Annotated in this window: 40 protein-coding genes and 1 pseudogene; 3 read left to right on the top strand and 38 right to left on the bottom strand. The window is 36.8% G+C overall.

From position 1 onward, the window contains the following. Positions 1-40: 40 nt before the first annotated feature. The 3 genes from ACN5L8_RS08685 to meaB are packed head-to-tail and all read left to right on the top strand — an operon-like array spanning position 41 to position 3765. Entirely contained in the window at positions 41-679 is a 639-nt protein-coding gene (locus ACN5L8_RS08685; protein ID WP_412473890.1) for an HAD family hydrolase, read from the top strand. Then, positions 680-2806 carry a methylmalonyl-CoA mutase gene (gene scpA, locus ACN5L8_RS08680; protein ID WP_419172825.1) on the top strand — a complete coding sequence of 709 codons (2127 nt, stop codon included), beginning with the start codon at positions 680-682 and terminating at the stop codon, positions 2804-2806. Then, positions 2806-3765 (top strand): methylmalonyl Co-A mutase-associated GTPase MeaB, encoded by a 960-nt coding sequence (gene meaB, locus ACN5L8_RS08675; RefSeq protein WP_412473892.1) that lies wholly within the window; start codon positions 2806-2808, stop codon positions 3763-3765. The genes scpA and meaB overlap by 1 nt, the downstream gene beginning before the upstream one ends. Positions 3766-3792: 27 nt before the next feature. Here the strand turns inward: meaB and ACN5L8_RS08670 are convergent, their stop codons facing one another. The 38 genes and pseudogenes from ACN5L8_RS08670 to tuf all read right to left on the bottom strand — a co-directional run. Continuing rightward, entirely contained in the window at positions 3793-4416 is a 624-nt protein-coding gene (locus ACN5L8_RS08670) for an L-threonylcarbamoyladenylate synthase (protein ID WP_158536776.1), read from the bottom strand. A 2-nt stretch (positions 4417-4418) separates the two neighbouring features. Beyond that, positions 4419-5360, bottom strand: a complete 942-nt coding sequence (gene hflC, locus ACN5L8_RS08665) for a protease modulator HflC (RefSeq protein WP_412473893.1) — start codon at positions 5358-5360, stop codon at positions 4419-4421. Continuing rightward, positions 5360-6349, bottom strand: coding sequence for an FtsH protease activity modulator HflK (gene hflK / locus ACN5L8_RS08660; RefSeq protein WP_114705846.1), 990 nt, complete (start codon positions 6347-6349; stop codon positions 5360-5362). Before hflK ends, hflC begins: the two co-directional genes overlap by 1 nt. Positions 6350-6358: 9 nt before the next feature. Further along, a complete protein-coding gene (locus ACN5L8_RS08655; protein ID WP_199506606.1) occupies positions 6359-6865 on the bottom strand; it encodes an acetyl-CoA carboxylase biotin carboxyl carrier protein subunit in 507 nt (168 codons plus the stop codon). Between the two features lies 1 nt (position 6866). Beyond that, positions 6867-8318 carry an acetyl/propionyl/methylcrotonyl-CoA carboxylase subunit alpha gene (locus ACN5L8_RS08650; RefSeq protein WP_412473894.1) on the bottom strand — a complete coding sequence of 484 codons (1452 nt, stop codon included), beginning with the start codon at positions 8316-8318 and terminating at the stop codon, positions 6867-6869. After that, positions 8315-9889, bottom strand: coding sequence for an acyl-CoA carboxylase subunit beta (locus ACN5L8_RS08645; RefSeq protein ID WP_114705848.1), 1575 nt, complete (start codon positions 9887-9889; stop codon positions 8315-8317). The genes ACN5L8_RS08650 and ACN5L8_RS08645 overlap by 4 nt, the downstream gene beginning before the upstream one ends. 192 nt (positions 9890-10081) lie before the next feature. Beyond that, positions 10082-11653: a sigma-54 interaction domain-containing protein gene (locus ACN5L8_RS08640; protein ID WP_120405575.1), complete on the bottom strand. Its 1572-nt coding sequence runs from the start codon at positions 11651-11653 to the stop codon at positions 10082-10084. Between the two features lie 137 nt (positions 11654-11790). Beyond that, positions 11791-12348: a TlpA family protein disulfide reductase gene (locus tag ACN5L8_RS08635; RefSeq protein WP_120405576.1), complete on the bottom strand. Its 558-nt coding sequence runs from the start codon at positions 12346-12348 to the stop codon at positions 11791-11793. A 78-nt stretch (positions 12349-12426) separates the two neighbouring features. Next, positions 12427-12783, bottom strand: a complete 357-nt coding sequence (gene rplQ / locus ACN5L8_RS08630; RefSeq protein ID WP_114705851.1) for a 50S ribosomal protein L17 — start codon at positions 12781-12783, stop codon at positions 12427-12429. 26 nt (positions 12784-12809) lie between these two features. Beyond that, on the bottom strand, positions 12810-13823 hold the full coding sequence (locus ACN5L8_RS08625) for a DNA-directed RNA polymerase subunit alpha (RefSeq protein WP_114705852.1): 1014 nt from the start codon (positions 13821-13823) through the stop codon (positions 12810-12812). A gap of 31 nt (positions 13824-13854) precedes the next feature. After that, positions 13855-14244, bottom strand: a complete 390-nt coding sequence (gene rpsK / locus ACN5L8_RS08620; protein WP_233500234.1) for a 30S ribosomal protein S11 — start codon at positions 14242-14244, stop codon at positions 13855-13857. A 13-nt stretch (positions 14245-14257) separates the two neighbouring features. Beyond that, the gene (rpsM, locus tag ACN5L8_RS08615; protein WP_114705854.1) at positions 14258-14641 is read right to left on the bottom strand and encodes a 30S ribosomal protein S13; all 384 of its coding nucleotides are present in this window, start codon (positions 14639-14641) and stop codon (positions 14258-14260) included. Between the two features lie 21 nt (positions 14642-14662). Beyond that, entirely contained in the window at positions 14663-14776 is a 114-nt protein-coding gene (rpmJ, locus tag ACN5L8_RS08610) for a 50S ribosomal protein L36 (RefSeq protein ID WP_021276174.1), read from the bottom strand. Positions 14777-14800: 24 nt separating this feature from the next. Beyond that, positions 14801-15025 carry a translation initiation factor IF-1 gene (gene infA, locus ACN5L8_RS08605; protein ID WP_021266177.1) on the bottom strand — a complete coding sequence of 75 codons (225 nt, stop codon included), beginning with the start codon at positions 15023-15025 and terminating at the stop codon, positions 14801-14803. A 73-nt stretch (positions 15026-15098) separates the two neighbouring features. Next, positions 15099-15734: an adenylate kinase gene (locus tag ACN5L8_RS08600; protein ID WP_114705855.1), complete on the bottom strand. Its 636-nt coding sequence runs from the start codon at positions 15732-15734 to the stop codon at positions 15099-15101. Between the two features lie 5 nt (positions 15735-15739). Continuing rightward, the gene (gene secY / locus ACN5L8_RS08595) at positions 15740-17053 is read right to left on the bottom strand and encodes a preprotein translocase subunit SecY (protein ID WP_114705856.1); all 1314 of its coding nucleotides are present in this window, start codon (positions 17051-17053) and stop codon (positions 15740-15742) included. A 13-nt stretch (positions 17054-17066) separates the two neighbouring features. After that, positions 17067-17522, bottom strand: coding sequence for a 50S ribosomal protein L15 (gene rplO, locus ACN5L8_RS08590; RefSeq protein WP_114705857.1), 456 nt, complete (start codon positions 17520-17522; stop codon positions 17067-17069). 9 nt (positions 17523-17531) lie between these two features. Beyond that, the gene (rpmD, locus tag ACN5L8_RS08585) at positions 17532-17714 is read right to left on the bottom strand and encodes a 50S ribosomal protein L30 (RefSeq protein ID WP_114705858.1); all 183 of its coding nucleotides are present in this window, start codon (positions 17712-17714) and stop codon (positions 17532-17534) included. 11 nt (positions 17715-17725) lie between these two features. Next, positions 17726-18214, bottom strand: coding sequence for a 30S ribosomal protein S5 (gene rpsE / locus ACN5L8_RS08580; protein ID WP_233500243.1), 489 nt, complete (start codon positions 18212-18214; stop codon positions 17726-17728). Between the two features lie 111 nt (positions 18215-18325). Beyond that, a complete protein-coding gene (gene rplR, locus ACN5L8_RS08575) occupies positions 18326-18703 on the bottom strand; it encodes a 50S ribosomal protein L18 (protein WP_412473896.1) in 378 nt (125 codons plus the stop codon). A gap of 55 nt (positions 18704-18758) precedes the next feature. Further along, on the bottom strand, positions 18759-19295 hold the full coding sequence (rplF, locus tag ACN5L8_RS08570) for a 50S ribosomal protein L6 (RefSeq protein WP_114705861.1): 537 nt from the start codon (positions 19293-19295) through the stop codon (positions 18759-18761). 13 nt (positions 19296-19308) lie between these two features. Further along, complete coding sequence (gene rpsH / locus ACN5L8_RS08565; protein WP_334677875.1) at positions 19309-19689, bottom strand: 30S ribosomal protein S8; 381 nt, start codon at positions 19687-19689, stop codon at positions 19309-19311. A 22-nt stretch (positions 19690-19711) separates the two neighbouring features. After that, positions 19712-20017 carry a 30S ribosomal protein S14 gene (gene rpsN, locus ACN5L8_RS08560; RefSeq protein WP_114705863.1) on the bottom strand — a complete coding sequence of 102 codons (306 nt, stop codon included), beginning with the start codon at positions 20015-20017 and terminating at the stop codon, positions 19712-19714. A gap of 14 nt (positions 20018-20031) precedes the next feature. Continuing rightward, positions 20032-20571 carry a 50S ribosomal protein L5 gene (rplE, locus tag ACN5L8_RS08555; RefSeq protein ID WP_114705864.1) on the bottom strand — a complete coding sequence of 180 codons (540 nt, stop codon included), beginning with the start codon at positions 20569-20571 and terminating at the stop codon, positions 20032-20034. A 14-nt stretch (positions 20572-20585) separates the two neighbouring features. Next, positions 20586-20897, bottom strand: a complete 312-nt coding sequence (gene rplX / locus ACN5L8_RS08550) for a 50S ribosomal protein L24 (protein WP_114705865.1) — start codon at positions 20895-20897, stop codon at positions 20586-20588. Positions 20898-20918: 21 nt separating this feature from the next. Then, complete coding sequence (gene rplN / locus ACN5L8_RS08545; protein WP_114705866.1) at positions 20919-21287, bottom strand: 50S ribosomal protein L14; 369 nt, start codon at positions 21285-21287, stop codon at positions 20919-20921. A gap of 31 nt (positions 21288-21318) precedes the next feature. Next, complete coding sequence (rpsQ, locus tag ACN5L8_RS08540) at positions 21319-21567, bottom strand: 30S ribosomal protein S17 (RefSeq protein ID WP_114705867.1); 249 nt, start codon at positions 21565-21567, stop codon at positions 21319-21321. Between the two features lie 2 nt (positions 21568-21569). After that, positions 21570-21767 carry a 50S ribosomal protein L29 gene (gene rpmC, locus ACN5L8_RS08535; RefSeq protein WP_114705868.1) on the bottom strand — a complete coding sequence of 66 codons (198 nt, stop codon included), beginning with the start codon at positions 21765-21767 and terminating at the stop codon, positions 21570-21572. Between the two features lie 15 nt (positions 21768-21782). After that, positions 21783-22202 (bottom strand): 50S ribosomal protein L16, encoded by a 420-nt coding sequence (gene rplP / locus ACN5L8_RS08530; protein ID WP_114705869.1) that lies wholly within the window; start codon positions 22200-22202, stop codon positions 21783-21785. 39 nt (positions 22203-22241) lie between these two features. After that, complete coding sequence (rpsC, locus tag ACN5L8_RS08525; protein WP_114705870.1) at positions 22242-22871, bottom strand: 30S ribosomal protein S3; 630 nt, start codon at positions 22869-22871, stop codon at positions 22242-22244. Positions 22872-22879: 8 nt separating this feature from the next. After that, positions 22880-23215 carry a 50S ribosomal protein L22 gene (gene rplV, locus ACN5L8_RS08520; RefSeq protein ID WP_114705871.1) on the bottom strand — a complete coding sequence of 112 codons (336 nt, stop codon included), beginning with the start codon at positions 23213-23215 and terminating at the stop codon, positions 22880-22882. Positions 23216-23246: 31 nt separating this feature from the next. Further along, a complete protein-coding gene (gene rpsS / locus ACN5L8_RS08515) occupies positions 23247-23531 on the bottom strand; it encodes a 30S ribosomal protein S19 (RefSeq protein ID WP_114705872.1) in 285 nt (94 codons plus the stop codon). Between the two features lie 12 nt (positions 23532-23543). Further along, positions 23544-24368: a 50S ribosomal protein L2 gene (rplB, locus tag ACN5L8_RS08510; protein WP_419172824.1), complete on the bottom strand. Its 825-nt coding sequence runs from the start codon at positions 24366-24368 to the stop codon at positions 23544-23546. A 19-nt stretch (positions 24369-24387) separates the two neighbouring features. Next, a complete protein-coding gene (gene rplW, locus ACN5L8_RS08505) occupies positions 24388-24678 on the bottom strand; it encodes a 50S ribosomal protein L23 (protein WP_114705874.1) in 291 nt (96 codons plus the stop codon). A 2-nt stretch (positions 24679-24680) separates the two neighbouring features. Continuing rightward, positions 24681-25298 (bottom strand): 50S ribosomal protein L4, encoded by a 618-nt coding sequence (rplD, locus tag ACN5L8_RS08500; RefSeq protein ID WP_419172823.1) that lies wholly within the window; start codon positions 25296-25298, stop codon positions 24681-24683. 21 nt (positions 25299-25319) lie between these two features. After that, positions 25320-26009, bottom strand: coding sequence for a 50S ribosomal protein L3 (rplC, locus tag ACN5L8_RS08495; RefSeq protein ID WP_419172822.1), 690 nt, complete (start codon positions 26007-26009; stop codon positions 25320-25322). A 71-nt stretch (positions 26010-26080) separates the two neighbouring features. Beyond that, positions 26081-26389, bottom strand: coding sequence for a 30S ribosomal protein S10 (rpsJ, locus tag ACN5L8_RS08490; RefSeq protein ID WP_114705877.1), 309 nt, complete (start codon positions 26387-26389; stop codon positions 26081-26083). 166 nt (positions 26390-26555) lie between these two features. Further along, positions 26556-26686 (bottom strand): annotated as a pseudogene (tuf, locus tag ACN5L8_RS08485) (elongation factor Tu); the annotation flags it as partial.

Here is a 26686-nt window from a genome sequence, read left to right as displayed (position 1 = left end):
CAACCCAACAATTTCTTCCTTTTGTGGTATAAATTCAACTATGAATAGAGAACTTTGTGATTTCCTACACTTAGAAGATAGTGATATCGACTTATTAGATACTTACACCAAAGAAAAGAAATATATCTTCTTTGATATGGACGGAACTATCTTAAATAGTGAGCCTCTTCACTACCAAGTTGTACAAAAATTATGTGGTAACAACGAAATTCCTTCCATGGAAGAAACCTTTGGCATGTCAGATGAAGAGGTTTATCCACTTATACAAAATGCCCTGGGGCTTGCTAGCCTTGAGGAATTCTTAGAGTTAAAGAACTCAGCATTAATAGGGCTTATTGGCCAGTCTGATCCAAATAATATAAGACATAGAAACATTAGAAAGCTTCTAGAAAACCTTACTTCAAAAGGTCTAAAACTTGCACTTGTAACTGCAAGCCAATATGAAGTAACTCATCCTTTACTAGAGCATTGTGAATTAAAGAAGTATTTTGAAATAATAATAACAGAACGTGAAGTTGAAAAAGGGAAACCAAACCCTGAGCCATATTTACTGGCACAAAATCATTTCAACGCTAAAAGTGAAGAGTGCCTGATTTTTGAAGATTCACCAACAGGTATACGAGCAGCACAAAGCTCAGGAATTGATTACATTGTTGTTAAATGGTTTGAAGGAGAATAAATGAGCAATAGTATTGATGCTTGGAAAGAACTAGCTGACAAAGAAACAAAAGGTAAAGGCCCTAAAGTTACTCAAACACCTGAAGGTATTGAGATGAAGGCCCTATATACAAAAGAAGATCTTGCAGATAATGAATTAACAAATACAATGCCAGGTATGGCCCCATTTATTCGTGGGCCAAGAGCAACAATGTATACAGGACGTCCTTGGACGATTCGTCAGTATGCAGGTTTTTCAACAGCTAAAGAATCAAATGACTTTTACAAGAAAGCATTAGCAGCAGGAGGGCAAGGTGTTTCTGTTGCTTTCGATCTTGCAACTCACAGAGGTTATGATTCCGATCACCCAAGAGTTAAAGGTGACGTTGGTAAAGCAGGTGTTGCGATTGACACTGTTGAAGATATGAAAGTTTTATTTGATGGGATTCCATTAGATAAAGTATCTGTTTCAATGACAATGAATGGTGCCGTACTTCCAGTACTAGCAGGTTATATTGTTGCAGCCAAAGAGCAAGGTGTTTCTCTTGATAAGCTTTCAGGAACAATTCAAAACGATATTCTAAAAGAGTTCATGGTAAGAAATACTTATATCTTCCCTCCTGCTCCTTCGATGAAAATCATTGCAGATATCTTTGAATATACTTCTCAAAATATGCCAAAGTTTAATTCCATTTCGATTTCTGGTTACCATATTCAAGAAGCTGGTGCTGATGCAGCACTTGAACTTGCATATACTCTAGCAGACGGAAAAGAATATATTAACACGGCCATAAAAGCAGGGATGGAAATTGATTCATTTGCACCACGACTTTCATTCTTCTTTGGTATTGGGATGAACTTCTATATGGAAATTGCGAAGCTTCGTGCAGCAAGACTTCTGTGGTCGGAGATTGTTTCAGAGTACAACCCAAAAAATATTAAATCGAAAATGTTACGTACACACTGCCAAACATCCGGCTGGTCACTAACAGAACAAGATCCATATAATAACATTATCAGAACAACGATTGAAGCAATGGCCGCAGTCTTTGGAGGAACACAATCACTTCACACAAATTCATTTGATGAAGCGATTGCACTGCCAACGGAATTCTCTGCACGAATCGCCAGAAACACTCAAATCATTCTTCAAGAGGAAACAGGAATTACAAATACTGTTGATCCTTGGGGTGGTTCATATATGATGGAAAGCCTAACACAAGAAATCGCAGACAAGGCCCGTTCACTGATCAAAGAAATCGATGATGCAGGAGGAATGGCCAAGGCGATCGAAACTGGTCTTCCAAAATTAAAGATTGAAGAAGCAGCAGCTCTCAAACAAGCAAAGATCGATCGCGGAGAAGATGTTATCGTTGGTGTTAATAAGTATAGGCCAACAACTGAAGATGAGTTTGAAGTCTTAGAAATTGATAATGTACAAGTTCTCAATGAGCAAATTAAGAGGCTTGAAGAAATCCGAGAAGCAAGAGATGAGGCAAAAGTTAGTGAGTGCATGGCCAAACTTGAATATTATGCAAAAACAGGTAATGGAAACGGACTTGAACTAGCAGTCGAAGCAATGGAAGCCCGTTGTAGTGTCGGAGAAATTACTTACGCTCTTGAAAAAGAGTGGGGACGTTATAACGCTAATACTAAAACAGTATCAGGTGTCTATGGACAATCATTTGAAAGTGATGAGGAATGGATGAATTTAAAAAACGAAATCGACCAATTTGAAAAAGATTATGGGCGTCGTCCAAGAATTCTAATTGCAAAGATGGGACAAGATGGACACGACAGAGGAGCAAAAGTTGTCGCTACAGCTTATGCCGATGTTGGCTTTGATGTTGATCTTTCTCCTCTTTTCTCAACACCTGAAGAAGTTGCAAAACAAGCAGTTGAGAACGATGTCCACGTAATTGGAGCATCATCACTAGCAGCAGGTCATAAAACATTAATCCCAGACCTTATTGAAGAACTTAAAAAGCTTGATGCAGAAGATATACTTGTTGTTGCGGGTGGAGTAATTCCAAGAAAGGACTACGACTTTTTATATGAAGCAGGAGTCAAAGGAATCTATGGACCTGGTACAACAATTTCTGATGCCGCAAAAGACTTAATTACAAAAATTAAAGAGGCTCAAAAGTAATGCAGATTGATCTTGAGAAATTGAAAACAGGAAATATTCGATCTCTTTCAAAATTTATAACTTTAATAGAAAGTAAAAAACCTGAGCATCAAAAAAATGCACAGAAGCTTCTAAATGAAATCCTTCCTTTAACTGGTAAGGCAATTCGTATTGGAATATCTGGTACTCCAGGTGTTGGGAAATCGACTTTCATTGAAGCTCTTGGCCTACACTTAATATCAAAGGGGCTTAAGGTTGCTGTACTCGCAATTGACCCAAGCTCCCCTTTAAGCGGAGGAAGTTTACTTGGTGACAAAACAAGAATGGAAAAGCTTGCTCAGGAAAAGAATGCATTCATTAGACCGACACCCTCTTCAGGAAACCTCGGTGGTGTTGCTCTAAAAACAAGAGAAGTAATGCTAGCATGTGAAGCTGCCGGCTATGATGTGATTCTCATTGAAACTGTTGGTGTTGGACAATCAGAATACGATGTAGCAAATATTGTCGATCTTTTCTCAGTACTACTTCTTCCAGGAGGAGGAGACGAACTCCAAGGAATAAAGAAAGGAATAATTGAGTTATGTGACAATATTATTATCAACAAAGCAGATGGAGATAATAAGCAGAAAGCGCACGATACAATGGTTCAATACAAATCAGCACTTGGTGTCATTAAAACAGATCAAAAAATTGGTGCCAACGTTCTCATGTCTTCAGCCTTAAATAATGAAGGAATCAAAGAGTATTGGGGCTTAATTGATAAGACATATAAAGAGAATAAGGAAAAGATTACTCAAAAGAGAAAAAGACAAAATCAAGCCTGGTTAAACAAACTTTTCCACGAACTAATTGAAAATAAAGTAAAAGAAAATCCAAAACTTCAAGAAGAATGGAATCAGCTTAACAACAACATACTCAACGAAGTCGAAACTCCTTTGAGCGCAGCAGAAAAACTAATTAACACTCTATTTGAAAAATAAATAAAGCCTTCATTAAGAAGGCTTTATTTATAGTAGTCCAGCACCCTGCCTTATTATATCAGGGCCACCTTCTGTAAAATTAACAATAGTTGATTGTCCGGCGAAGCTTAATTCACCTGGATCAACAATCATTGAAACGACTCCACCCAACTCTTCTTCGATCATATACGAATAAACTTCATCATATGATGTTACTGAGCTAGAAAACTTTTTAAGATCAACATTTGTCGATAAAACAGGCTCCCCGTGAACCTCAAGTAAACGTGTAACTAAAGTAGAGGGAACAAATCGTATACCAACCTCATGATCTGTTTTATTTGCAGCAACGGCTTTCGTAATCTTCTTACTGGCACCAAAAATAAAAGTAAAATGTCCTGGTATAAGTCGTTTAATAAAACGAAAGATATTATCTTCAATTATTGCAACTTCAGAGGCCATTGAGATGGAATCACAAAGTAATGAAAATGCTTTAAGCTTAGGAGCATTTTTATACTTATAAATCTTCTCCACACCCTTCTTGTTAAAAGGAGATGCAATAACAACCCAATTTGTATCAGTTGGTATACAGACAAGCTCTCCATTATTTAGAGCATCTGATACTTTCTTTAAAACACGGTCATCTGGATTTGATGCGATTACATATTCAATCAAAATTACCTCAAAAACTTTAGGAACTCGTTATCATTAGAAATAATTAATTTAGTATTTCCATCGATTGATTTCTTATAAGCCTCTAGCGTTCTAATAAACTCAAAAAAGTCAGGATCTTGCTTAAAAGCTCTTGCGTAAACAGCACTTGCTTTAGCTTCTGCACGACCTTTAATCAGCTGAGCTTTTCGATAACCTTCTGACTGTATAGTTTGAAGATCTCGTACTAAACGACCTTCAATCTTTGCTTTTTCACCAGATCCAATAGATCTAATTTTTGAAGCAATTCTTTGACGTTCAGAAATCATTCTTTCGTAAACCTTTTTTTCAACAGATTCCTCGTAAGAAATTCGTCTAAGCTGTACATCAATTAATGAGATACCAAATTGTTCTAATTCACCTTCGGCTTTTTCAACAATTAATTGAGATAACTTTTCTCTACCAACTGCTACTTTTTCAATGTCACCAGTTATTTCTTCTTCAATTTCGTTAACATTTTGTTTAGCTGATTCTAACTTCTCAATGATTGCATTTGAGTTTCTAACCGCTTCAACAAGTTGATGAGATGAAATCACATTACGTGTAGCCGAATCCAAAATCGTATCAAGTCTCTGCTTTGCCCCCTCAGTATTTCGTACTGTTTGGATAAACTTAAGAGCATTCATAATTCTAAATCGAGCTGTTGTATCTACTTTAATGAATTTCTTATCTTTTGTAGGGATTTGATTTGGAAACCCATCCCAACTCAAAATTCTTTTATCTACAAATCGTACATCTTGTATGAAAGGCTTTTTAAAATGAAGTCCAGCTTCAGTAATAGGTTCTCCAACAGGCTTCCCAAATTCTGTAATTATGGCCTGACGACCTTCATTAATAACAAAAATAGACTGCTTCCCTAAAACTAAACCAATAAATACAATTACAACTAAAGGAATTAATTTATTCATTACTTCCCTCCTTTATCAAATACAGGAAGTAGCCCTTTAACCTTAGGATCGATGATTGTTAGGTTTTTATAATTCTTATATAAACCTTCCATCGCTTCAATATAAAGACGCTTCTTAGTAATACGAGGCGCACGCTTATATTCTTTTAATACTTCCTTAAATTTTGCAACATCACCTTCTGCACGGTTAACTAATGCAGCAGCATAACCTTCTGCTTCAGAAACGATTTTCTCGGCCTTTCCTCGAGCTTCAGGAATAACTTTATTATAAGCACCTTCTGCTTGATTAATTGCTTTCTCTTGTTCTTGCTTAGCTTCGTTTACTTCATTGAATGATGCCTTTACAACCTGTGGAGGATTAACATCTTGAAGTTTAACAGAGATAATCGTTACACCCATGTCATACTTATCAATTACTTCTTGCATAAGTACTTTGGCATCTGCTTCAATTTCGACCTTTCCTACAGTAAGAACATCAGTAACTGAGCGGTCACCAACAACACGTCTCATAATTGACTCAGAAATATCTCGAATATTTCTAACTGGCTCACTTGTTTGAAAAATAAATTTGAATGGATCACGGACTTGGTATTGAACCGCCCATTCTACTGAAGCAACATTTAAGTCCCCAGTTAGCATTAGTGATTCACTATCAAGATTACGACTCGAATAAGAAGTTCTTCTTGATCTTGTACTCTTTGTTCTAAAACCAAACTCTTCTTGAAGAACAGTTTTAACCTTAACTTTGATTACATTATCGATACCAAATGGGATCTTAAAATGTAGACCAGGTGGATTTGTATCGACGTACTTACCTAAACGAATTACTACGGCCTCCTCATCCGGCTCAACTGTGTAAAACGATGTGTATCCGAAAACAAATAAAACAACAAAAATAAAAAAAGGCCCAAGTAACTTGAGCCCTTTATCTAAATCTTGTTTCATTTTTTCGAAGTCATTTCTTGGTGCTTGTCCATTATTAAAAGACATTTACTCTCCTTATGCTTCTACTTCTAACATGAGAACGTTTTCTTCTAAGGCGTCCCCTTCCTTAACGTGGATGGCCTTAACTGTACCATCAATCCCCGTTTTAATTTCATTTTCCATTTTCATGGCCTCAAGAATTAAGAGTGTATCACCCTTTTTAACTTCTTGACCAACTTCCACATTGATTTTTACAATCTTACCTGGCATTTTTGTTAAGAACTCACCTGCGTCGGCTCCACCAAGTCCAGAAGGCTTATACCCTCTAAATAGTGAATAAACACGGTCAACATTTACAACTCGAGATGGAAGATCTTGACGTGGAATCTTCTTCCAAGTTCTTTGATCTCTAGAGATGAAATACTGACCACAGATTTTCTTTAGCCACATTGTTTCATGTAAACTTCTCTCGCCATCTTTCAGAGTTGAGAAGTCAAATTCAACAAGGTTGTACTCATGAACTTTAGTTCTTGTTAAATCAACAATTACTTCTTCATTATCATTAATTAAATATGTTCTCATATTAAATACCCATCCTACGTGCTTCAGAGCCTGCAATAATCGTATATAGCTTTATATGATCAAGGTCTGTCTTCACGTTGTTCTGAGGTGCAACTTCACCAATGTAAGCTGTTGAATAATGTCCATCAACAAAGTTCTTCTCTGTCATAATTTCTTTTAACAGTGGAAGATTTGTTTTAAGACCTTCAATGAATAGTCCATCTAGTGCTGCATTCATTTTTCTTACAGCAACGTCACGAACGATTCCTTTACAAACAAGCTTTCCTACCATTGGATCGAAATCTGGAGTAACTTCTAATCCTTTGTATAGGCAGTGATCAAAACGTGTTCCTTGTGGGAAATTTGTTTCAAAACCTGTTACAAGACCTGGAGCTGGAAGCATTGTAATTGGATCCTCCGCACAGATACGACATTCAATCGCGTGTCCTGATCTTCTGATGAATTCTTGTGAAGGGATTCCCAACTCATCACCAAATGCAGCTTGAATCATACAAACAATAAGATCCATTCCAGTAATTTCTTCAGTGATTGGGTGCTCAACTTGGATACGTGTATTCATCTCAAGGAAGTAAAATTGCTTATCTTCACCCATGATGAACTCAACTGTACCTGCCGAATCATATTCAACGGCCTTTGCAAGCTTAACAGCTGTTTCGCAAACACGCTGACGAAGCTCCTCATCACTTCCAATAAATGGCGATGGTGCTTCTTCAATAATCTTTTGGTGTCTTCTTTGAACTGAACATTCTCTTTCAAAGAAATGGAATGTATTACCTTTCTTATCTGCAAGAATTTGAACTTCGATGTGGCGAGGATTAACAATAAGCTTCTCTACAAGTAGATCTCCATTGTTAAAAGCCGCTGCGGCCTCTCTACCAACAGCATCAAATTGCTCACGTACTTCAGCTTCATTATTACATGCACGCATACCACGTCCACCACCACCAGCAACTGCTTTAAGTAGAACAGGATATCCAATTCTATCTGCTATTTGGACTGCTTCATCAACAGTAGGTACAGCATGATCTGTACCTGGAACAGTAGGAACACCTGCTTCATTTGCTAGCTTCTTAGACGTCGCCTTATCACCCATTACTCTAATGGCATCAACATGTGGACCGATAAAAGTGATCCCCGCTTCAGAAAGTGCATTTGCAAAATCTCTATTCTCTGAAAGGAAACCATATCCTGGGTGAACACCATCTGCTTTAATCTCTTTAGCTAAAGCAACAAGTTTTTCAACATTTAGGTATGTCTCTGCATTTGTATTACCTTCAAGGTAAACCCATTCATCACAAAACTGAAGATGTGTCCCTTGAGGCTCATTATCTGTAAAAATACCAATTGCTGTGTGACCGAGTTCACGACAAGCCTTAGCTACACGAGAAGCGATCTCTCCACGGTTTGCAATTAATACTCTTCTTTCCATATTCTTTGGCTGTCTGATCATCATAATTGAATATTCCCGTGTTTACGTTTTGGTCTATCAACTTTTTTGTCTTTAAGTACTTTTAGATATTCATAAAGACGCTTTCTTGTTTCTTCTGGAAGAATAACAGAGTCAATATAACCTCTTTCAGCTGCTACATATGGATTAGCAAAGTTATTTTCATAATTTGCAACTAGCTCTGCTTTTTTCTTTTCATATTCTTCACCTTCAAGACCTTTTAATTCATTCCTAAAGACGATATTTACTGCACCTTCTGCACCCATAACGGCAATTTCACCAGTTGGGTAAGCAAGGTTAACATCTGCTCTAATGTGCTTTGATGCCATAACATCATACGCTCCACCATAAGACTTTCTTGTAATTAGAGTAATTAATGGAACAGTCGCTTCTGCGTATGCATAAAGAAGTTTAGAACCGTGCTTAATAATCCCACCATACTCTTGAACTGTTCCTGGTAAGAAACCTGGAACATCGACAAGTGAAACGATTGGAATATCAAATGAGTCACAGAATCTAATAAAACGAGCTGCTTTACATGATGAATCTATATCAAGAACACCAGCTAAAACTTCTGGTTGGTTAGCAACAATACCAATTTTAATTCCACCAATTGATGCGAAACCAACAACGATATTTCTTGCGTAGTCTTTATGTACTTCTAAGAAGTGCCCATCATCAACAATATCAAGAATAACTTCTTTCATGTCATACGGCTTCTTAGGATTACCAGGAACTACTTCCTTAAGTTTTGTATTATCTCTATAAACTGGATCCGAAGTATACTTGTCTTCTTGTGCTCTGAAGTTTGAAGCCGGTAAGTAACTCATTAGCTCTCTTACTCTTTCAAAAGTCTCATCTTCGTCCTTACACTTGAACTGACATACACCAGACTTCTCAGAGTGAGCAGTAGCTCCACCAAGGTCTTCTTTTGTTACTTCTTCGTGAGTTACAGTCTTGATAACATCTGGACCTGTAACGAACATATATGATGACTGATCTACCATGAAGATAAAGTCAGTTACTGCAGGTGAATAAACTGCACCACCAGCTGAAGGCCCCATAATTAAAGATATTTGAGGAATAACACCTGAAGCTTTTACGTTTCTATAGAAGATTTCGGCATATCCACCAAGAGCATCAACACCCTCTTGAATACGTGCTCCACCTGAGTCCTGAATACCGATTACAGGAATTCTATTATCAAGTGCGAAGTCCATTATCTTACAGATCTTCTTTGCGTGAGCTTCACCAAGTGCACCACCCCAACAAGTAAAATCTTGAGAATAAACAGCGATCTTTTGACCATTAATTTCTGCAATACCTGTTACGACACCATCACCAAGAAACTTCTTCTTTTCCATTCCAAAGTTTACACATCGATGTGTAACAAATTTATCAAACTCGATAAATGTACCTGGATCAACTAATCTTTCGATTCTCTCTCTTGCTGTGTACTTACCTTGGTCATGTTGCTTAGCAATTCTAGCTTCACCACCACCTTGCTCGGCTTCAGCTCTCTTGTTAAGGAGAAAGGCCCTTTTTTCTTCTAATATATTTTCACTGGTTGTCGACATAAACCCTCCACCAACTTCTTTCAAAATTTCATGTTTAAATTATCAGTGCATATTACACCTTTAAAATGCAATTTGCCCAATCACGATGCGTTATTTTATGGGGGTTAAGTCTATGAAATTATAGGAATATAAATAAAAAGGCCCTCGTTGAGGGCCCAAAAGTGTCTATATTTTATTATTGTAAGTTTTTAACTATTCATTACCTGCTTTCGCACGTTTATCTAGTCCATACTTATCAACTTTCATGATTAAACTAGCACGAGACATACCAAGCTCTTTAGCAAGCTTTGATTTATTAAAGTTACATCTCTTAAGCCCTTCACGAATCATAATAATCTCAAGTTCCATAAGTGCGTCTTTAAGTTTTCCAGATGTGTTAACACCTCTAGTTTGCTCAACTGGAGCCGCTCCGTGATCTAGAACCTGTGGACTAAGGATATCAGGTGTAATTGATTTATCATCACCAGCAAGAACAACAAGCCTTTCAACCTCGTTTTCTAACTGACGAACATTTCCTGGCCATGGATAATCAAGCATCTTTTCCATACACTTCTTAGAAAAAGTCTTCATTGGCATACCTGACTCATCACACTTCTTCTTTAGAAAGTGCTCCATTAAAACAGGAATATCTTCTCTTCTCTCTCTTAGCGGAGGAAGATTTACATTTAAAACGTTAATACGATAGTAAAGGTCTTCTCTGAACTCACCTTTTGCCATCATTGTTTTAAGGTCTTTATTTGTTGCTGCAATAATTCTCACATCTGTTCTTCTCGACTTATCAGCACCTACTGGTAAGTAAGTACCTTCCTGAAGAACACGTAGAAGCTTAACTTGCATCGATAGTGATGTATCCCCAATTTCATCAAGGAATAATGTCCCACCATTTGCTAGCTCAAATAAACCAGACTTTTCTTTATGAGCACCAGTAAAAGAACCCTTCACGTGACCAAATAATTCAGAATCTAGTAGGTTCTCGTTAAATGCAGAACAGTTAACAGCTAGAAATTGAGCATCTTTACGAGGTGATGCAAAGTGAATTGCTTTAGCAACAAGTTCCTTACCAGTACCGTTTTCACCCTGTACAAGTACAGAAGATTCACTAGTAGAAATTCTTTCAAGTAGAGAGTAAATCTTTTGCATCGCTTTCGATTTACCAATCATATTATGATAACGGAACTTTTCTCCGAGTTCAGAATTCAGCATATGAATTCTTTCTTCTCTTTTAGAAATCTCGACATGGAATGTAGCTACTTCACCGGCAACTAGTTCAACTAGTTCTTTTAAATATTCAATTTCTCTTGGAAATAATCGTCTTGTTTCATTTACACATTCCTGTGCTGCTTCTGGGCTCGCTCCATGCTCAATAAGTGCGGCCACTAGCTCTTTTTCATCTTCATCACTGAAAGTACTTTTCAAGAAAGGAAAAGCAAAAACAGTTCCCTGATATTCACCTTCAATTTCAATTCTTGTCCCCATCATTTTCACACCCGGAAAATATGAATCAAAGATCATAACCGTTTCACCAGACTGACTTAATTCATCACTAAACCTTTCTACATCGGCCGTAATAAAGTCATAACCATGCGGAAGAGACATCTGTGTTTGAAAGAAAAGATTCTTAAAGTCATAATCCTTATCTTTATGTCCACTTCTTATTTTAAAATGGTTGTCTGCATAGAATACCTCTACACCAAACCACTTATTAATTATTTCTTCGAGCTTAGAAATAACATGTAGTCCATTTAGTTCAGTCCAATTGATCATTGTTAATCTCCGATGTTTATTTTTTTGGCACAAAAACGATATACCAAAGCTTAGTCTGTAAAACTTTTCGGCAGATTTTAATAAAACTTAACTACAAATGATGAAAAAATAGACAAATTCAAAGAAATATTATTAGTTTAATTTATCCCTAAGTAGTTGAGAACACGTGTGAAATATGAACTCATCTTCCAATCTTGAGGTCCCTTAAACATAATACGGTGATCGAGGTTAGAATCGAAAACAAAAGTTTCCGGAACTTTAACAACCCCTAATTTACTCATAGATATCCCAGAAACATCATGAATAACCATAGAATTACTTGGTAGGTCTTTGAATCTTTTTAGGAACTTTTTAATTTTCATGTCCTCATCTTTAACGGCCATGAAAACGACTTTTACATTCTTTTCTTCGAGCTTACGTGCAAACTCAACGAATTCAGGAAATTCAGCTTCACAAGGTGCACACCATGTTCCCCAAAAATGGACAACAAGACCATTAGAGCTTTGCGCTAAATCTTGTAACTGAACAGGACTATTATCTTCAAAATTAGTTAACTCAACACTAGGGAGTGTTTTTAATATATACGTGCGACTTTCATCAACATAGGTATCAATTTTATTTTTATGATAAATAGAATAACCAAGCGTTATGGCCACAATTATAAAGATGAATGATATTTTTGAAGAAGTACTCATAGCAAATACAATGTGAAATAAAAAAACCCATCATACCTAAATATGATGGGCCTATTTTAGTTTGAATTAATTAAAATATTAATCAACGAAAGCAATATAAGCCATCTTAGAGTTATCACCAACTCTGTTATCAGAAAGCTTCATGATTCTTGTATAACCACCATTTCTTTCTTTAAACTTTGGCCCAAGCTCTGTAAAAAGCTTGTTTACTGCATCTTTATCGTTAAGTTTTTTGAATGCAAGTCTTCTATTAGCTACTGTGTCGTTCTTAGAAAGAGTTACTAACTTTTCTACAACTGGCTTAACAGCTTTAGCTCTAGTAAGAGTTGTCTTAATCATACCGTGGTCAATAATTTCTGACGCAAGGTTTTTAATCATAGAAACTCTGTGTGATGGACTTACACCTAATTTATATTTATGTCTTTGATGTCTCATATCTCTACCTCAACTTATAACAACTTTTAGTTTTCTTCTTTCAGGTCTTGCATAATGCTATCAACTTTCATACCTAGACCAAGTCCCATTTGAGATAAAACTTCTTTAATCTCATTTAGTGACTTACGACCAAAGTTCTTAGTTCTTAGCATTTCACCTTCAGTTTTAGAAACTAGCTCATAGATATACTTAATATCTGCGTTCTGCAAGCAGTTTGCAGATCTTACAGACAGTTCAAGCTCAGAAACAGGCTTTAATAGAGCTGCATTAGCTGTATTTTGTTGTTTCTTTGGCTTAGCTTCCATTCTTGTAATTTCTTCTTCATCTTCGAAGCTTAGGAAAACTGCTAATTGATCTCTAAGGATCTTAGCAGAGTATGCAACAGCATCAGATGGCTCAACACCAGCGTTAGTCCATACTTCTAAAGTCAGCTTATCAAAGTCTGTTCTCTTACCTACACGTGAGTTAGTAACTGTATAGTTAACACGTGCAACTGGTGAGAAAAGAGAATCTAGATATACCCAACCGATTGGAAGATCAAATGATTCTTTATTATCTAGAGCAGTAACATATCCTTTTCCTCTAGCAACAAGTAGTTCCATCTTGATTGATCCACCTGTAGATAAGTTACAGATAGCGTGATCAGGATTAAGAACTTCTACGTTAGCTGATTCAGAAATATCACCAGCAGTAACAACACCCTCAACTGATTTCTCAAGAGTTAGAGTTACCTGCTCTTTATCTTTAATTCTAAAGTGTACCTCTTTAAGGTTTAGAATAATCTCAGAAACTTCTTCTTTTACGTTGTTGATTGTACCAAATTCATGTTCAACACCTTCAATTCTAATTGCAACAATAGCTGCACCTTGAAGTGATGAAAGAAGTACACGACGTAATGAGTTCCCAAGAGTTTGTCCATAACCTCTTTCAAGTGGCTTAGCAACGAACTTACCATAAGTCTTAGTTAGCTTATCGTTATCCATTTCCAAAGCTACTGGTCTTATCATTCCTGTCCAATTTTTTGCTGTAAATGTGTCCACAGACAACTCCTTAATAATATAAGTCTATAAATTATACTCTTCTTCTTTTTGGTGCACGACATCCGTTGTGTGGGATTGGTGACCTATCAGCAACAGAAGTAATCTTCAGACCTGCAGCGATGAATGCTCTTACAGCATTTTCTCTACCTGCACCTGGACCTTTAACTCTTACTTCAACGCTTGATAGTCCGTGCTCCATAGCTTTCTTGGCTGCTTCCATTGAAGCCATTTGAGCCGCGAATGGAGTCGACTTCTTAGATCCTCTAAAACCTAGCTGACCTGCAGACGCCCATGAAATTGCGTTACCATTCATATCTGTGAATGTTACGATTGTATTATTGAAAGAACACTGAATATGAGCGATACCTCTCGTGATGTTCTTTTTTACTTTTTTCTTTGAAGCTGTTTTCTTAACCATCATTAACTCCTAACAATTACTTCATTGACTTAATTGACTTCTTACCTGCGATTGCTACTGCTGGCCCCTTACGAGTACGAGCATTAGTAGAAGTTCTTTGACCTCTTACCGGTAGACCTTTTCTGTGTCTAATACCTCTGTAACAACCTAAATCTTTAAGTCTCTTAATGTTAAGACCAACTTCTCTTCTTAAGTCACCTTCTACAGTGTACTCACTTTCAAGAACAAGTCTGATTTCATTTGCTTCTTCTTCAGTAAGTTCGTTTGAACTTTTGTTTAAATCGATGTTTGTTTTTTCTAATACTTCCTTAGCAATCTTTGGTCCTACACCATAAATAGATTGCAGGGCAATTCTCATTACCTTATTTCTAGGAATATCAACACCAAGAATTCTCGCCATAGCTACACTCCTTCCTATTAATTAGCCTTGTCTTTGCTTGTGCTTAGGGTTTTTACATACAACTCTAAGTACGTTTTTTCTTTTAATAACTTTACAATCTTTACACATCGGTTTCACTGATGCTCTAACTTTCATAACTACCTCGTATGTTCTACTACACTAGCGTTTTTTACTTCTATATGTAATTCTTCCCTTCGTTAGATCATACTTGCTGATTTCAACAAGGACCTTATCTCCAGGTAAAATTTTAATAAAGTGCATTCTCATTTTTCCACTAATGTGGGCAATTACCGAATGTCCATTCGGTAGCTTGACTTTAAATTTAGTATTAGGAAGAAGCTCAGTAACTTCCCCTTCAACCTCAATAGTTTCCTGATTACTCATATACTAAAAACCTAAAGTAATTGCTTATATATGACTCATGGCCATATTGCAAGCTCAATCACTTATTTATAAATTATTTAACAACTTTTTTTATATCTTCAAAAATAGCGTCAAGGTCTTTGGTTGCGTCTACCTTAACTAGTCTTCCCTGTGACTCATAATACTCAAGTACAGGCTCAATATTGTCTGTAAAAACCTTCATTCTTGTTCTTACAGTTTCTTCATTATCATCTTTGCGATGCACAAGATCTTCACCACTTACATCACATTTTCCATCAACTTTCGGTGGCTTAGTTTTAAGATTGTAAATCTCACCACTCTTAGGAGCGACACGGCGGTTTACAATTCTCTCTACTAAAGTATCGATATTGACTTCAAAATAAACAGCTAATGACTTAACTCCACCCAATAGAGCACTATCAAGATCTTTAGCTTGTACTAAATTACGTGGATAACCGTCAAAAATATATGTCGATTTATCAACAGCACAATTTGCTTTTAATAAATCTAATACAAGTTCGTCACTAACTAACTCACCAGAGTCCATTACTTCTTTGATTTTAGTACCTAGCTCACTTCCTTTAGCAACTTCTGCACGCAGAAGATCACCTGTAGAAACATGATTGTAACCAAGTTCGTTTACAATCTTTTTAGCTTGAGTACCTTTACCTGAACCGGGTGCTCCAATAAGTATTAACTGTGGCGACATATTGACTAGAACCTTCTGTTATTTCCGTTATATTTACCTTTAGACTTATATGATGACTCATATTTGTCAGCAAACATAAACGATTGCACATTCATCATTACTCTAACTGAAACTGAAACAAGGATCAGCATAGATGTTCCACCGAAACGTGTTTGAGCTCCTGTAATTAAAGAAGGCACAATACAAACAACAATAAGGAATAAGGCCCCAAAGAATGACATACGATTTAAAAGTGTATCTAGATATTCTTTAGTTTTATCACCAGGTCTAATTCCTGGGATGAATGCATTATTCTTTTGTAGCATTTCGGAAATTTTCTTAGTTTTGAACTGAATTGGTGCATAGAAATAAGTCATGTACACAATCAAAGCTCCAAACAAGATATTAAATAGTAACTGCCCTGGGTATAAACTTTGTTGAATAGTATCAAAGTATGGCTTAAACGCACTATCAGCTGGGATAAATGTCGCAAAAGTTGCAGGTGCAGCAAGTAGAGAAGATGCTAAGATAGGAGGCATAACTCCACCAGTATCAACTCTCATCGGAAGTGTTTGATTCCCTCCGTAAACTCTGTTGTTAACAACTCTTTTAGCATATTGTACTGGAATAGCTCTAAAGGCTCTTTCAATAAACGCAACCACGAAGAATGCAACAACAATTACAGCAGCGAAAGTTAGTAGTTCTAAACCACCCATTTCACCGTTTCTAAATAATGTTATTTTCTGAATTACTTCTGTTGGTAGCTCAACTGCAATACCAGCAAAAATAATTAGTGATACACCATTTTCGAGTCCAAATTCAGTGATTCTCTCACCTAGCCATAGGAGAAACATTGTCCCTGCAGCTAGAGTAATCATTGTAACAACTCTAAATAGCATACCTGGATCAGGAATAACTCTAGCACCACCAGGTGAAACAAATGTTTCAAACACAGCGGCCATTGAGTAACCCTGTATGCAACAGAGTATTACTGTTGCATACCTAGTCCATTTTTGTATTTTCTTTTGTCCTTCTGAGTCTTCCTGCATCTCTTGGATTTGAGGAATTACCTCACCAAGAAGAGAAAAGATAATAGAAGTAGTAATATAAGGCATAATCCCCAGTGCTAAAACTGAGAATCTCTTGAAGGCACCACCACTAAAAGTGTTGATTAGATCGAAAAGACCTCCGCCTCCAGATTCTGCAAAATATGAAGAAATTGCTTGCGCATCAACCCCTGGAACAGGGATTTGCGCAACCAATCTATATACTACTAATAATAAAAAAGTAAAAAAGACTTTTTTCTTAAGCTCTTCAAGTCTTCCATGAGCATTTGACATCAGACGATCCTTTTTATTTTGTTGCTATTTTTCCACCAGCTTTCTCGATTGCTTCTTGTGCACTCTTAGAAAACTTTTCAATATTAACAAAATTTAACGATTTTGAAAGCTCTCCGTTAGCAAGAATTTTCACAGGACGTCTTTTATCCGCACCCTTAAGAATACCCTTCTCAATTAAAGCTTCTTTTGTAACGTCTCCGCCATCAAATTTCGCTTCTAGAGTAGCTAGAGAAACTTCAGCATATACTGTTTTAAATGGAGCGTTAGAAAATCCTCTCTTTGGTAGACGCATGTATAATGGCATGTTCCCACCTTCGAAACCAGTTCTTACACCACCACCGGCACGAGCTTTTTGACCTTTATGACCTTTACCAGCTTGAGTACCTTGTCCTGAACCTTGTCCACGACCAATTCTCTTGATGTTCTTATGTGCACCCTTTGGGCTTTTTAAGTTATTTAAAGTTAACATATCTACCTCTTATTCCTGGATGTCTAAAAGGTGAATTACCTTTTTGATCATTCCTCTAACAGCTGATGTATTTTCTAAAGTCTTAGATGTACCTGTTTTTCTAAGTCCTAGACCTCTAACTGTAGCTTTTTGCTTTTCGTTGCACTTAATAGTACTTTTCTTCAATGTAACTGTAATTGTTTTCGCTGTCATATCAACCTCAATTAACCTTTAATTCTTAAGCCCTTAGCTTCTTTACCACGTACTCTTGCAACTTCTTCAACTGATCTTAGTTGTGCTAGAGCATCAAATGTCGCCTTAACGATATTGTGTGGGTTATTACCTCTAAGTGACTTAGTTAGAACGTCTTTAACACCTGCAAGCTCAAGAATTGAACGACATGCACCAGCAGCCTTAACCCCTGTCCCCTCTGCGGCAGGCTTGAAAAGGATCTGACCAGCATCAAACTCACCCATAACTGTATGTGGGATTGTTCCACCATCAACAGGTACTGAAATCATACTTTTTTGAGCCGCTTGTGTTGCTTTTCTGATTGCTTCAGGAACTTCTTTTGCTTTCCCTAGACCAAAACCAACGCGACCTTTCTTATCACCAACGATCATTAGAGCACTAAAAGAAAATCTTCTACCACCCTTCATAACCTTTGCAACTCTGTTTACAGCAACAACTCTTTCCTCAAGCTCAACATCCATTCCGTTATTATTTTGACGTTTTTTAGATGGAGCTCTTTTAGAAGCTTTCTTCTTAGGTTCTGCTTTTACTGTTTTTTCAACGCTTTTATTTTCTTCAGACATCACTTACTCCTAAATTTGAATTCCATTTTCTCTAGCAGATTCAACAACAGCTTTAATTACACCGTGGTATTTAAGTCCATTTCTGTCGAAAACAGCAGTTGAAATATTCTTAGCTTTTAAGTTTTCAGCAAGTTTAGCACCTACAAGTTGAGCACCTGCAACATTACACTTTCCTTCTACTGCGTTCTTACCATAAGTTTGAACACTGAAAAGAGTCTTGTTAGCTTCATCATCAATAACTTGTACAGTGATGTGCTTGTTTGTACGGTTTACAGATAGACGTGGTCTCTCTGCATTACCAACAACTTTTTTACGAATTGCAAGTTTTCTTCTAATTCTTCTAGCTGTACTTGCTTTACCAGCTTTACCATAAGGTTTTCTAATCATTTTAGTCTCCTCACCCTAGGCCCTAACCGCGGGCCATTCTCAGGCTACATATTTATTACTTACCGCCAGATTTACCAGCTTTTCTAACAATGTGCTCTTCAGCGTATTTAACACCTTTACCTTTATATGGCTCTGGTGGTCTGAATGAACGGATTTTTGCAGCAGCAAATCCAAGAAGCTCTTTATTTGGTCCAGTAAGTTCAATCTCATTCTTAGTTACTTTTGCAGCAACTGTTTCTGGAAGAACGTACTCGATTGGGTGAGAGTAACCAAGGTTAAGTGTCATTGTGTTTCCACTTACTGACGCCTTGTAACCAACACCGTTGAACTCAAGCTTTCTTGTAAAACCATCAGTAACACCTGTTACCATGTTAGAGATGATTTGTCTTGCTGTACCCCACATTGCACGAGACTTTTTTGACTCGTCAATTGGGTTTACTTTTACTTCGTTACCTTCATGTGAAAGAGTTACTAAATTATTAAAAGTATACTCTAGTTCACCTTTAGGCCCTTTAACCGATACTGTTGTACCGTTTATTGATACCTGAGTTTTCTCAGGAACTATTACCGGGTTTTTTCCTACACGTGACATTACTCGCTCCCTACTACCAAATATTACAGATTACTTCACCACCAACTTTTGTCGCTCTCGCTTCTCTATCAGAAATAATTCCTTTAGAAGTTGATAGGATTGAAGTACCTAGACCACTGATTACTCTAGAGATATCTTTATAACCACGGTACTGTCTTAGACCTGGCTTAGATACTCTTTGAAGACCAACAATAGCGTTATCTTTTAGTAGTACTTTAATTCTTATATCTGACTGGCTTTTTGCAATAATTTTGAATGAACGAATATATCCTTCGTCCTTCATAACTTTACAAACACCAGCTTTCATTTTTGATGCTGGGAACTCAACTCTATCGTGTCCAGCATTAATTGCATTTCTAATTCTTGTTAACATATCTGAAATAGGATCAGTCATCATAATCTCGTCTCCTCTACCATCACCAGCTTGACTTAGTTACACCTGGGATCATCCCTTTAAGTGCTAACTCTCTAAATTGAATTCTTGATAATCTGAACTTTCTATAGAAAGCACGTGGACGACCAGTCAGTTCACATCTATTTCTTACTCTAATTTGAGCTGAATTTCTTGGAAGCTTTTGAAGTCTGATCATCGCTTCAAATCTCTCTTCATCAGAAAGTTTTTCGTTGATGATAGCAGCCTTAAGTTCTTTTCTTAAAGCACCATATTTTTCAGCAAGCTTAGCTCTTTTCTTGTTACTTTCAATTTTCGCTTTTCTAGCCATTACTATATCCTCTATTACTTGTTGAAAGGCATACCAAAAAGGTTTAGTAGCTCTCTACCTTCTTCGTTGTTTCCAGCAGTTGTTACGATTGAGATTCCTAGACCTCTTACTTTATCAATTTGATCGTAAGAAATTTCTGGGAAAATAATCTGCTCTTTTAAACCTAAAGTATAATTACCCTGTCCATCGAAACCTTTAGAAGAAACACCTCTAAAGTCACGAACTCTTGGAAGAGTAATATTAACAAGTCTATCAAGGAATTCGTACATTCTCTCACCACGAAGAGTAACATTTGCACCTAGAGGCATACCTTCTCTAACTTTGAAACCTGCAACAGACTTTCTAGCCTTTGCAACAACTGGCTTTTGACCAGTAATAGTTCCAAGATCCTTAACAATCGACTGAACAACTTTAGAGTTAGTAACTGCGTCTCTTGTACAACAGTTAACCACTATCTTTTCTAGCTTAGGAATCTGGTTAACATTCTTATAACCAAACTTCTCAGTCATTTTATTTTTAATTTCATCATTATAAAGTTTTCTGAATCTACTCATATCTGCCTCTACCCTTAACTCAGTTCTGATCCACAAGAAACAGCGACTCTAACTTTCTTTCCATCTTTTTCTTCAAATCTTACTCTTGTAGCCTTTTTTGTTTTTGGGCTTACAACAGCAACATTAGAGATGTGAAGAGGCGCTTCGATATCAACGATACCGCCCGCTGGGTTCTCTTGAGTTGGTTTAATTGCTTTTTTTACTAGATTAACACCACCAACATAAACAACTTTGGTCTTGAAATTAATTTTCTTAACTTCACCAGTTTTGCCTCTGTCTTTTCCTGTTAAAACTACAACATTATCATTAACTTTTAGCTTTTGCATAACTTCCTCACTGAACCTTGATTATAGAACTTCCGGGGCCAAAGAACAGATCTTAGTGAAACTTCTGTTTCTTAATTCTCTAGCTACAGGACCAAAAATACGTGTCCCTACTGGTTCATTGTTATTATTTAGAATTACAACACTGTTCTTATCAAATCTGATGTAAGAACCATCTTCTCTTCTAATTGGGTACTTAGTTCTAACGATAACTGCTTTCTTAACGTCACCCTTTTTAATTTTTCCACCTGGAAGAGCTTGCTGAACTGCTACTACAATAATGTCACCAAGATTTGCGTTCATTCTTTTTGAACCACCAAGAACCTTGATACACTTTACTTCTCTAGCTCCAGAGTTATCAGCAACTTCTAACTTAGTTTGCATCTGAATCATTTCTAACTCCTAAAATAGGCTTATTAAGCCATTACTTATTTACCTTTAACAGTTCCCACTTTTTGAGTTTTGAATAAGGTTTACTTTCAATAATTGTTACATTGTCACCTAGACTTGCTTCAAAACTTTCGTTATGAGCATGGTATTTCTTAGTTTTTGTAACGAACTTACTGTATACAGGGTGCTTAAAACGTCTAGCAACGTTAACAACTACAGTTTTATCATTCTTTACAGAAACAACTACACCATCTAGCTTTCTTTTAAACGTTTTTGTACTCATGGTTATTCACCTTTAGCTTTCTTTGCTGTTAATAATTTAGCAATATTCTTTTTTGCAATTTTTAGCTGATGAGGCTTTTCGATTCCACTTGTCGCTTTTGACATGTTCATATCGAAGATAGCTCTTCTCATTTCAGTAACTTTTGCATCAATTTCTTTACCGCTTAAACCGCTTACTTCTTTATAATCTAACTTTTGCATAACTTCCTCTAACGATTAAAGTTCCTGTTGCTCTCTAGAAATGATTCTAGTTTTAACAGGCAGCTTGTACATAGCAAGCTTAAGTGCTTGTTTACTTAGCTCAGGATCAGTATGCTTAATTTCAAACATTACTCTTCCTGGTTTTACTACTGCAACCCAAGAATCTGGAGAACCTTTACCTTTCCCCATACGAACTTCAGCTGGCTTCTTAGTTAGGACTTTATCTGGAAAGATTTTGATCCAAACGTTACCACCTCTTTTGATCTTTCTTGTCATTGCAATACGGGCAGCTTCAATCTGACGGTTAGTTATATACCCACATGACAGGGCTTGTATAGCAAATTCGCCGAACGTGATAGTATTTCCACGGTTTGCTTTCCCTTTCATTCTTCCTTTCTGCTGCTTACGCCACTTTACTTTTTTTGGACTTAACATATTTACCTCAATAAATTCAATTCATTAACGAATTTCCAACTACTTGTAAATCTCACCCTTATAAACCCAAACTTTAACACCGATAATACCGTATGTTGTTTGTGCTTCAGCAGTGTTGTAATCAATATCTGCTCTAAGAGTGTGTAGAGGAACTTTTCTCTCTGTATAACCTTCTGCTCTTGCCATCTCAGCTCCGCCTAAACGACCTGCTGTTCTAACACGAATACCTTTAACACCAGCTCTGAATGCTGACTGCATAACTTTCTTCATTGCTCTTCTGAAAGCTACACGTTTCTCAAGCTGACCTGCGATATTCTCAGCAATTAACTTTGCTTCTGCATCTGGTCTTTTAACTTCTGCAATATTGAAGATTAGAGTCCCTTTAGTAAGTTTCTTAAGGTCGTTTCTAATTTTCTCAATTCCTGCGCCTTTTTTACCAATTGCTACACCTGGCTTAGCTGTATAAACAGTAACCTTAACCTGGTTTGAAGTTCTTGATAACTCGATGTTAGCTACAGAAGCATTCTTCATGTTCTTTTCAATGTAGTTTCTAATTGCAAGATCTTCGTGAAGTGTTTCACCGTATTCTTGATCGTTAGCAAACCAATTTGAGTGCCATGACTTAATATAACCTAATCTAAAACCGTATGGATGTACTTTTTGTCCCATAATTTATCCTATGCTTCTTTTAGTTCAACTGTTATGTGACTAGTTCTTTTTCTAATTCTGAATGCGCGACCTTGAGCTCTTGGCTGGATACGCTTTAAAGTTGGACCTTCGTCCGCTTTAATGATTGAAACAACTAAGTTGTCTAAATCATATTTTTCAGAATCAGCTGCGATTGCTAATCCACTATTAATTAATTTTGTTAAAACAAGTGCAATTTCTTTCTTCTCTTGGAAACGTAAAATCTTTAACGCTTCAGAAGCTTTCTTCTTTCTAATTAGATCGCAAACCTGTCTTACTTTTCTTGGCGCGATACCAACTCTACTGTTTCTAACTGTAATGGCCATCTGACCTTCTCCTTATTCAACTGTAACTTAACTACTTTTTCTTGCCTTTCTTATCTGCACCGTGACCATAGTAAGTTCTTGTAAGTGCAAATTCACCTAACTTATGTCCGATCATATTGTCTGTAACATAAACTGGTATGAATTTCTTACCGTTGTGAACGGCAAATGTAAGTCCAATAAACTCAGGAACAATCGTTGATCTTCTAGACCATGTCTTGATCACTTTGTTACCTTTATTACCTTCTTCTTGCATTTGTAGAGCTTTTTTCATTAAGCTAATATCAACAAATGGTCCTTTTTTAAGTGAACGGGCCATATTAATCTCCTACTACTTTCTTCTCTTAACGATGAACTTATCAGTTCTCTTATTAGTTCTAGTCTTGTAACCCTTAGTTGGTGTTCCCCATGGTGAAACTGGGTGACGTCCACCTGAAGTTCTACCTTCACCACCACCGTGTGGGTGATCAACTGGGTTCATAGCAACACCACGTACAGTTGGTCTAAATCCAAGCTTTCTCTTACGTCCAGCTTTACCAATGTTACGTTTTTCGTGATCTAGGTTACCTACCTGACCAATTGTTGCCATACATACTAATTCAACTTTTCTAAGCTCACCTGATGGCATTCTAAGAAGAGCAAACTTACCCTCTTTTGCCATGATTTGTACGTAAGAGCCTGCAGAACGTGCTAATTGACCACCAGCTCCTGGGTACATTTCAACGTTGTGTACAAGAGTACCAACTGGAATGTCCTTAAGCTTCTTAGCATTTCCTACTTTAATATCTGCATCTGCAGATGCGATAACTTTATCACCTACTTTAAGTCCAAGAGGAGCTAGGATGTAGCTCTTCTCACCATCGTGGTATGCGATAAGTGCGATATTACAAGTTCTGTTTGGATCATATGAGATCGCTTGAACTGTTGCAGGGATATCCATTTTGTTTCTTTTGAAGTCGATAATTCTATATCTTCTCTTAACTCCACCACCTCTGTGTCTAACAGTGATACGTCCAGAGTTATTTCTACCTGCAAAATTTTTCTTAACTGATGTTAGACCTTTAACCGGCTTTACATCTTTTGTTAACTCATCACTATTTAGGACTTGCATCTTTCTTAGTGAAGGAGTTGTTGGTTTAAATCTTTTAATACCCATAATTTCCTCAGCTAACTAGTTAAACACCTTTAAAAAATTCAATCTTTTGACCTTCCGCTAATTGAACGAAAGCCTTCTTGAATTTACTAGTCTTTTTTACACCTTTACCAGCTCTTTTAATTTTACCTGGAGTGATGTTTGTCTTTACATTTAATACTTTCACATCATAAAGCGCTTCAACTGCATTCTTAATTTGATGCTTGTTAGCTTTAAGATCTACAACAAAACCAAATCTGTTGTAGTTATCTGTAGCTACAGAAGTCTTTTCAGTGATAAGTGGTTTCTTTAATACATTTTCTAACGTCGCCATAATTACACCAACTTATTTAATAGGGTTTCTAATGCACTCTTTTCAATAACTAGGTTTTCGAATTTAACCGCTTCGTATACAGAGAAACCTTCAACGGCCATCCCTTTACCCCACTGTAAGTTCTTCACTGCTCTAAGAGCTGGTGAGTTTTTATCAGCAGTTACTACTAAAGCCGGTAGTAAACCTTTACCATTTAAAAGATTGTACATTTCTTTAGTTTTACCAGTTGATTCAATCGTATCTACTACTGTCAACTTTCCTGCTTGGAGTTTGTCAGCAAGAATAGATTGAATAGCAACCTTTGCCATTTTCTTATTAACTTTTTGAACGTAGCTTCTTGGGCTAGGACCGTGAACAGTTCCACCGCCTACCATAAGAGACGATCTAATAGAACCTTGACGTGCTCTACCTGTACCTTTTTGTTTGAATGGCTTAATACCACCACCGCTAACATCTGAACGACCTTTAACACAAGCATTACCTTGTCTTCTTCCCGCTAGAGTAGCTTTAACAACTTGGTGTACAGCTGCCATGTTAATATCTTCAGCAGTAAGACTTACGTTTGTAGTAAGCTTTCCTGCTTCTTCTAATTTTGCATTTAATACTGTTACATCACTCATAACTATTACCTCAGTCTACTATTACTTCTTAAGTGCTTTTGCGATTCTTACAAAACCATTTTTTGAACCAGGAACTGATCCCTTAAGTAGCATGTATCCTTTATCTTGATTAACTTCAACAACCTTGATGTTTTGAATTGTTTTTGTTTCACAACCCATGTGCCCAGGCATTCTTTTGTTCTTCCAAACTTTACCAGGAGTCGCTCTGTTACCGATCGAACCACCACGTCTGTGGAATTTCGAACCGTGAGTTGCAGGTCCACCTTTAAAGTTGTGTCTCTTCATTTGACCTTGGAAACCTTTACCTTTAGATGTTCCTGTTACGTCAACATATGTAGAAGCTTCAAATGACTCAACTGAAAGATCTTTACCTAAGTTAGCAGCATCTACACCTTGAGCTGCAACTTCTGCAAATCTTACAAAGTTATTCTCAACGTTAGCTGACTTAAGGTGACCCTTAGTTGCTTTATTAAGTAGTTTTTCTCTTTTTTCGTAGTAACCAACTTGGTAAGCTTCGTACCCATCTTTATCTAGAGTCTTAACTTGAGTTACTTTATTAGGAATAAGTTTGATTACTGTTACTGGAACGTGGTTACCAGCTTCATCAAAGATTCTTGTCATACCAGCTTTAACACCATAGATAGTATTAAGAGCTAGTGAACTAGATGATTCAGTAGCAGCTGTCTCAACTGCTTGAGTTTCTTCTGTCATTTTGCCTCCACAGCATCACTCTTCTCCAAGAGATGCATGCATGGTTAATAATAAATTTTTTTTAGTTTATACTAGTACTTGATTTCAACGTCAACACCAGCTGATAGATCTAATTTCATTAGGCTATCAACAGTCTGTTGAGTTGGATCAACAATATCAATTAGTCTCTTGTGTGTTCTCATTTCAAATTGCTCACGAGATTTTTTATCTTTGTGAGGTGATCTAAGAACAGTAAATTTATTAATTTCTGTTGGTAATGGGATTGGTCCCGCTACTCTAGCGCCTGTTTCTTTAGCTGTTTGAACGATCTCATCTACAGAGCTATCAAGAAGCTTGTGATCATATGCGCGCAATTTAATTCTTAACTTAGAAGCTTTCATACACATCCTATTAATCAATTTTAAAAGTTGAATTTGACTTTTATATGTTTTTTGGGCCTATTGTCAAATTATTTTTACGCTAGGCCATATATTTTTTACGCATCAACCAATTTTTCTCATAAAAAAAGGGTGGCCCTTAAGACCACCCTCTTTATATACAATAAAATTAGTCTAGAATTTCAGATACTGTACCAGCACCAATTGTTCTACCACCTTCACGGATCGCGAACTTAAGACCTTTTTCCATCGCAATTGGAGTAATTAAATCTACTGCGAATGAAGTATTGTCTCCTGGCA

Origin of the sequence: Halobacteriovorax sp., assembly GCF_048381875.1 — a bacterium.
GTDB lineage: Bacteria > Bdellovibrionota > Bacteriovoracia > Bacteriovoracales > Bacteriovoracaceae > Halobacteriovorax_A > Halobacteriovorax_A vibrionivorans.
The sequence above is the reverse complement of the archived record's forward strand: the minus strand, read 5'-3'. Positions and strand labels throughout refer to the sequence as shown.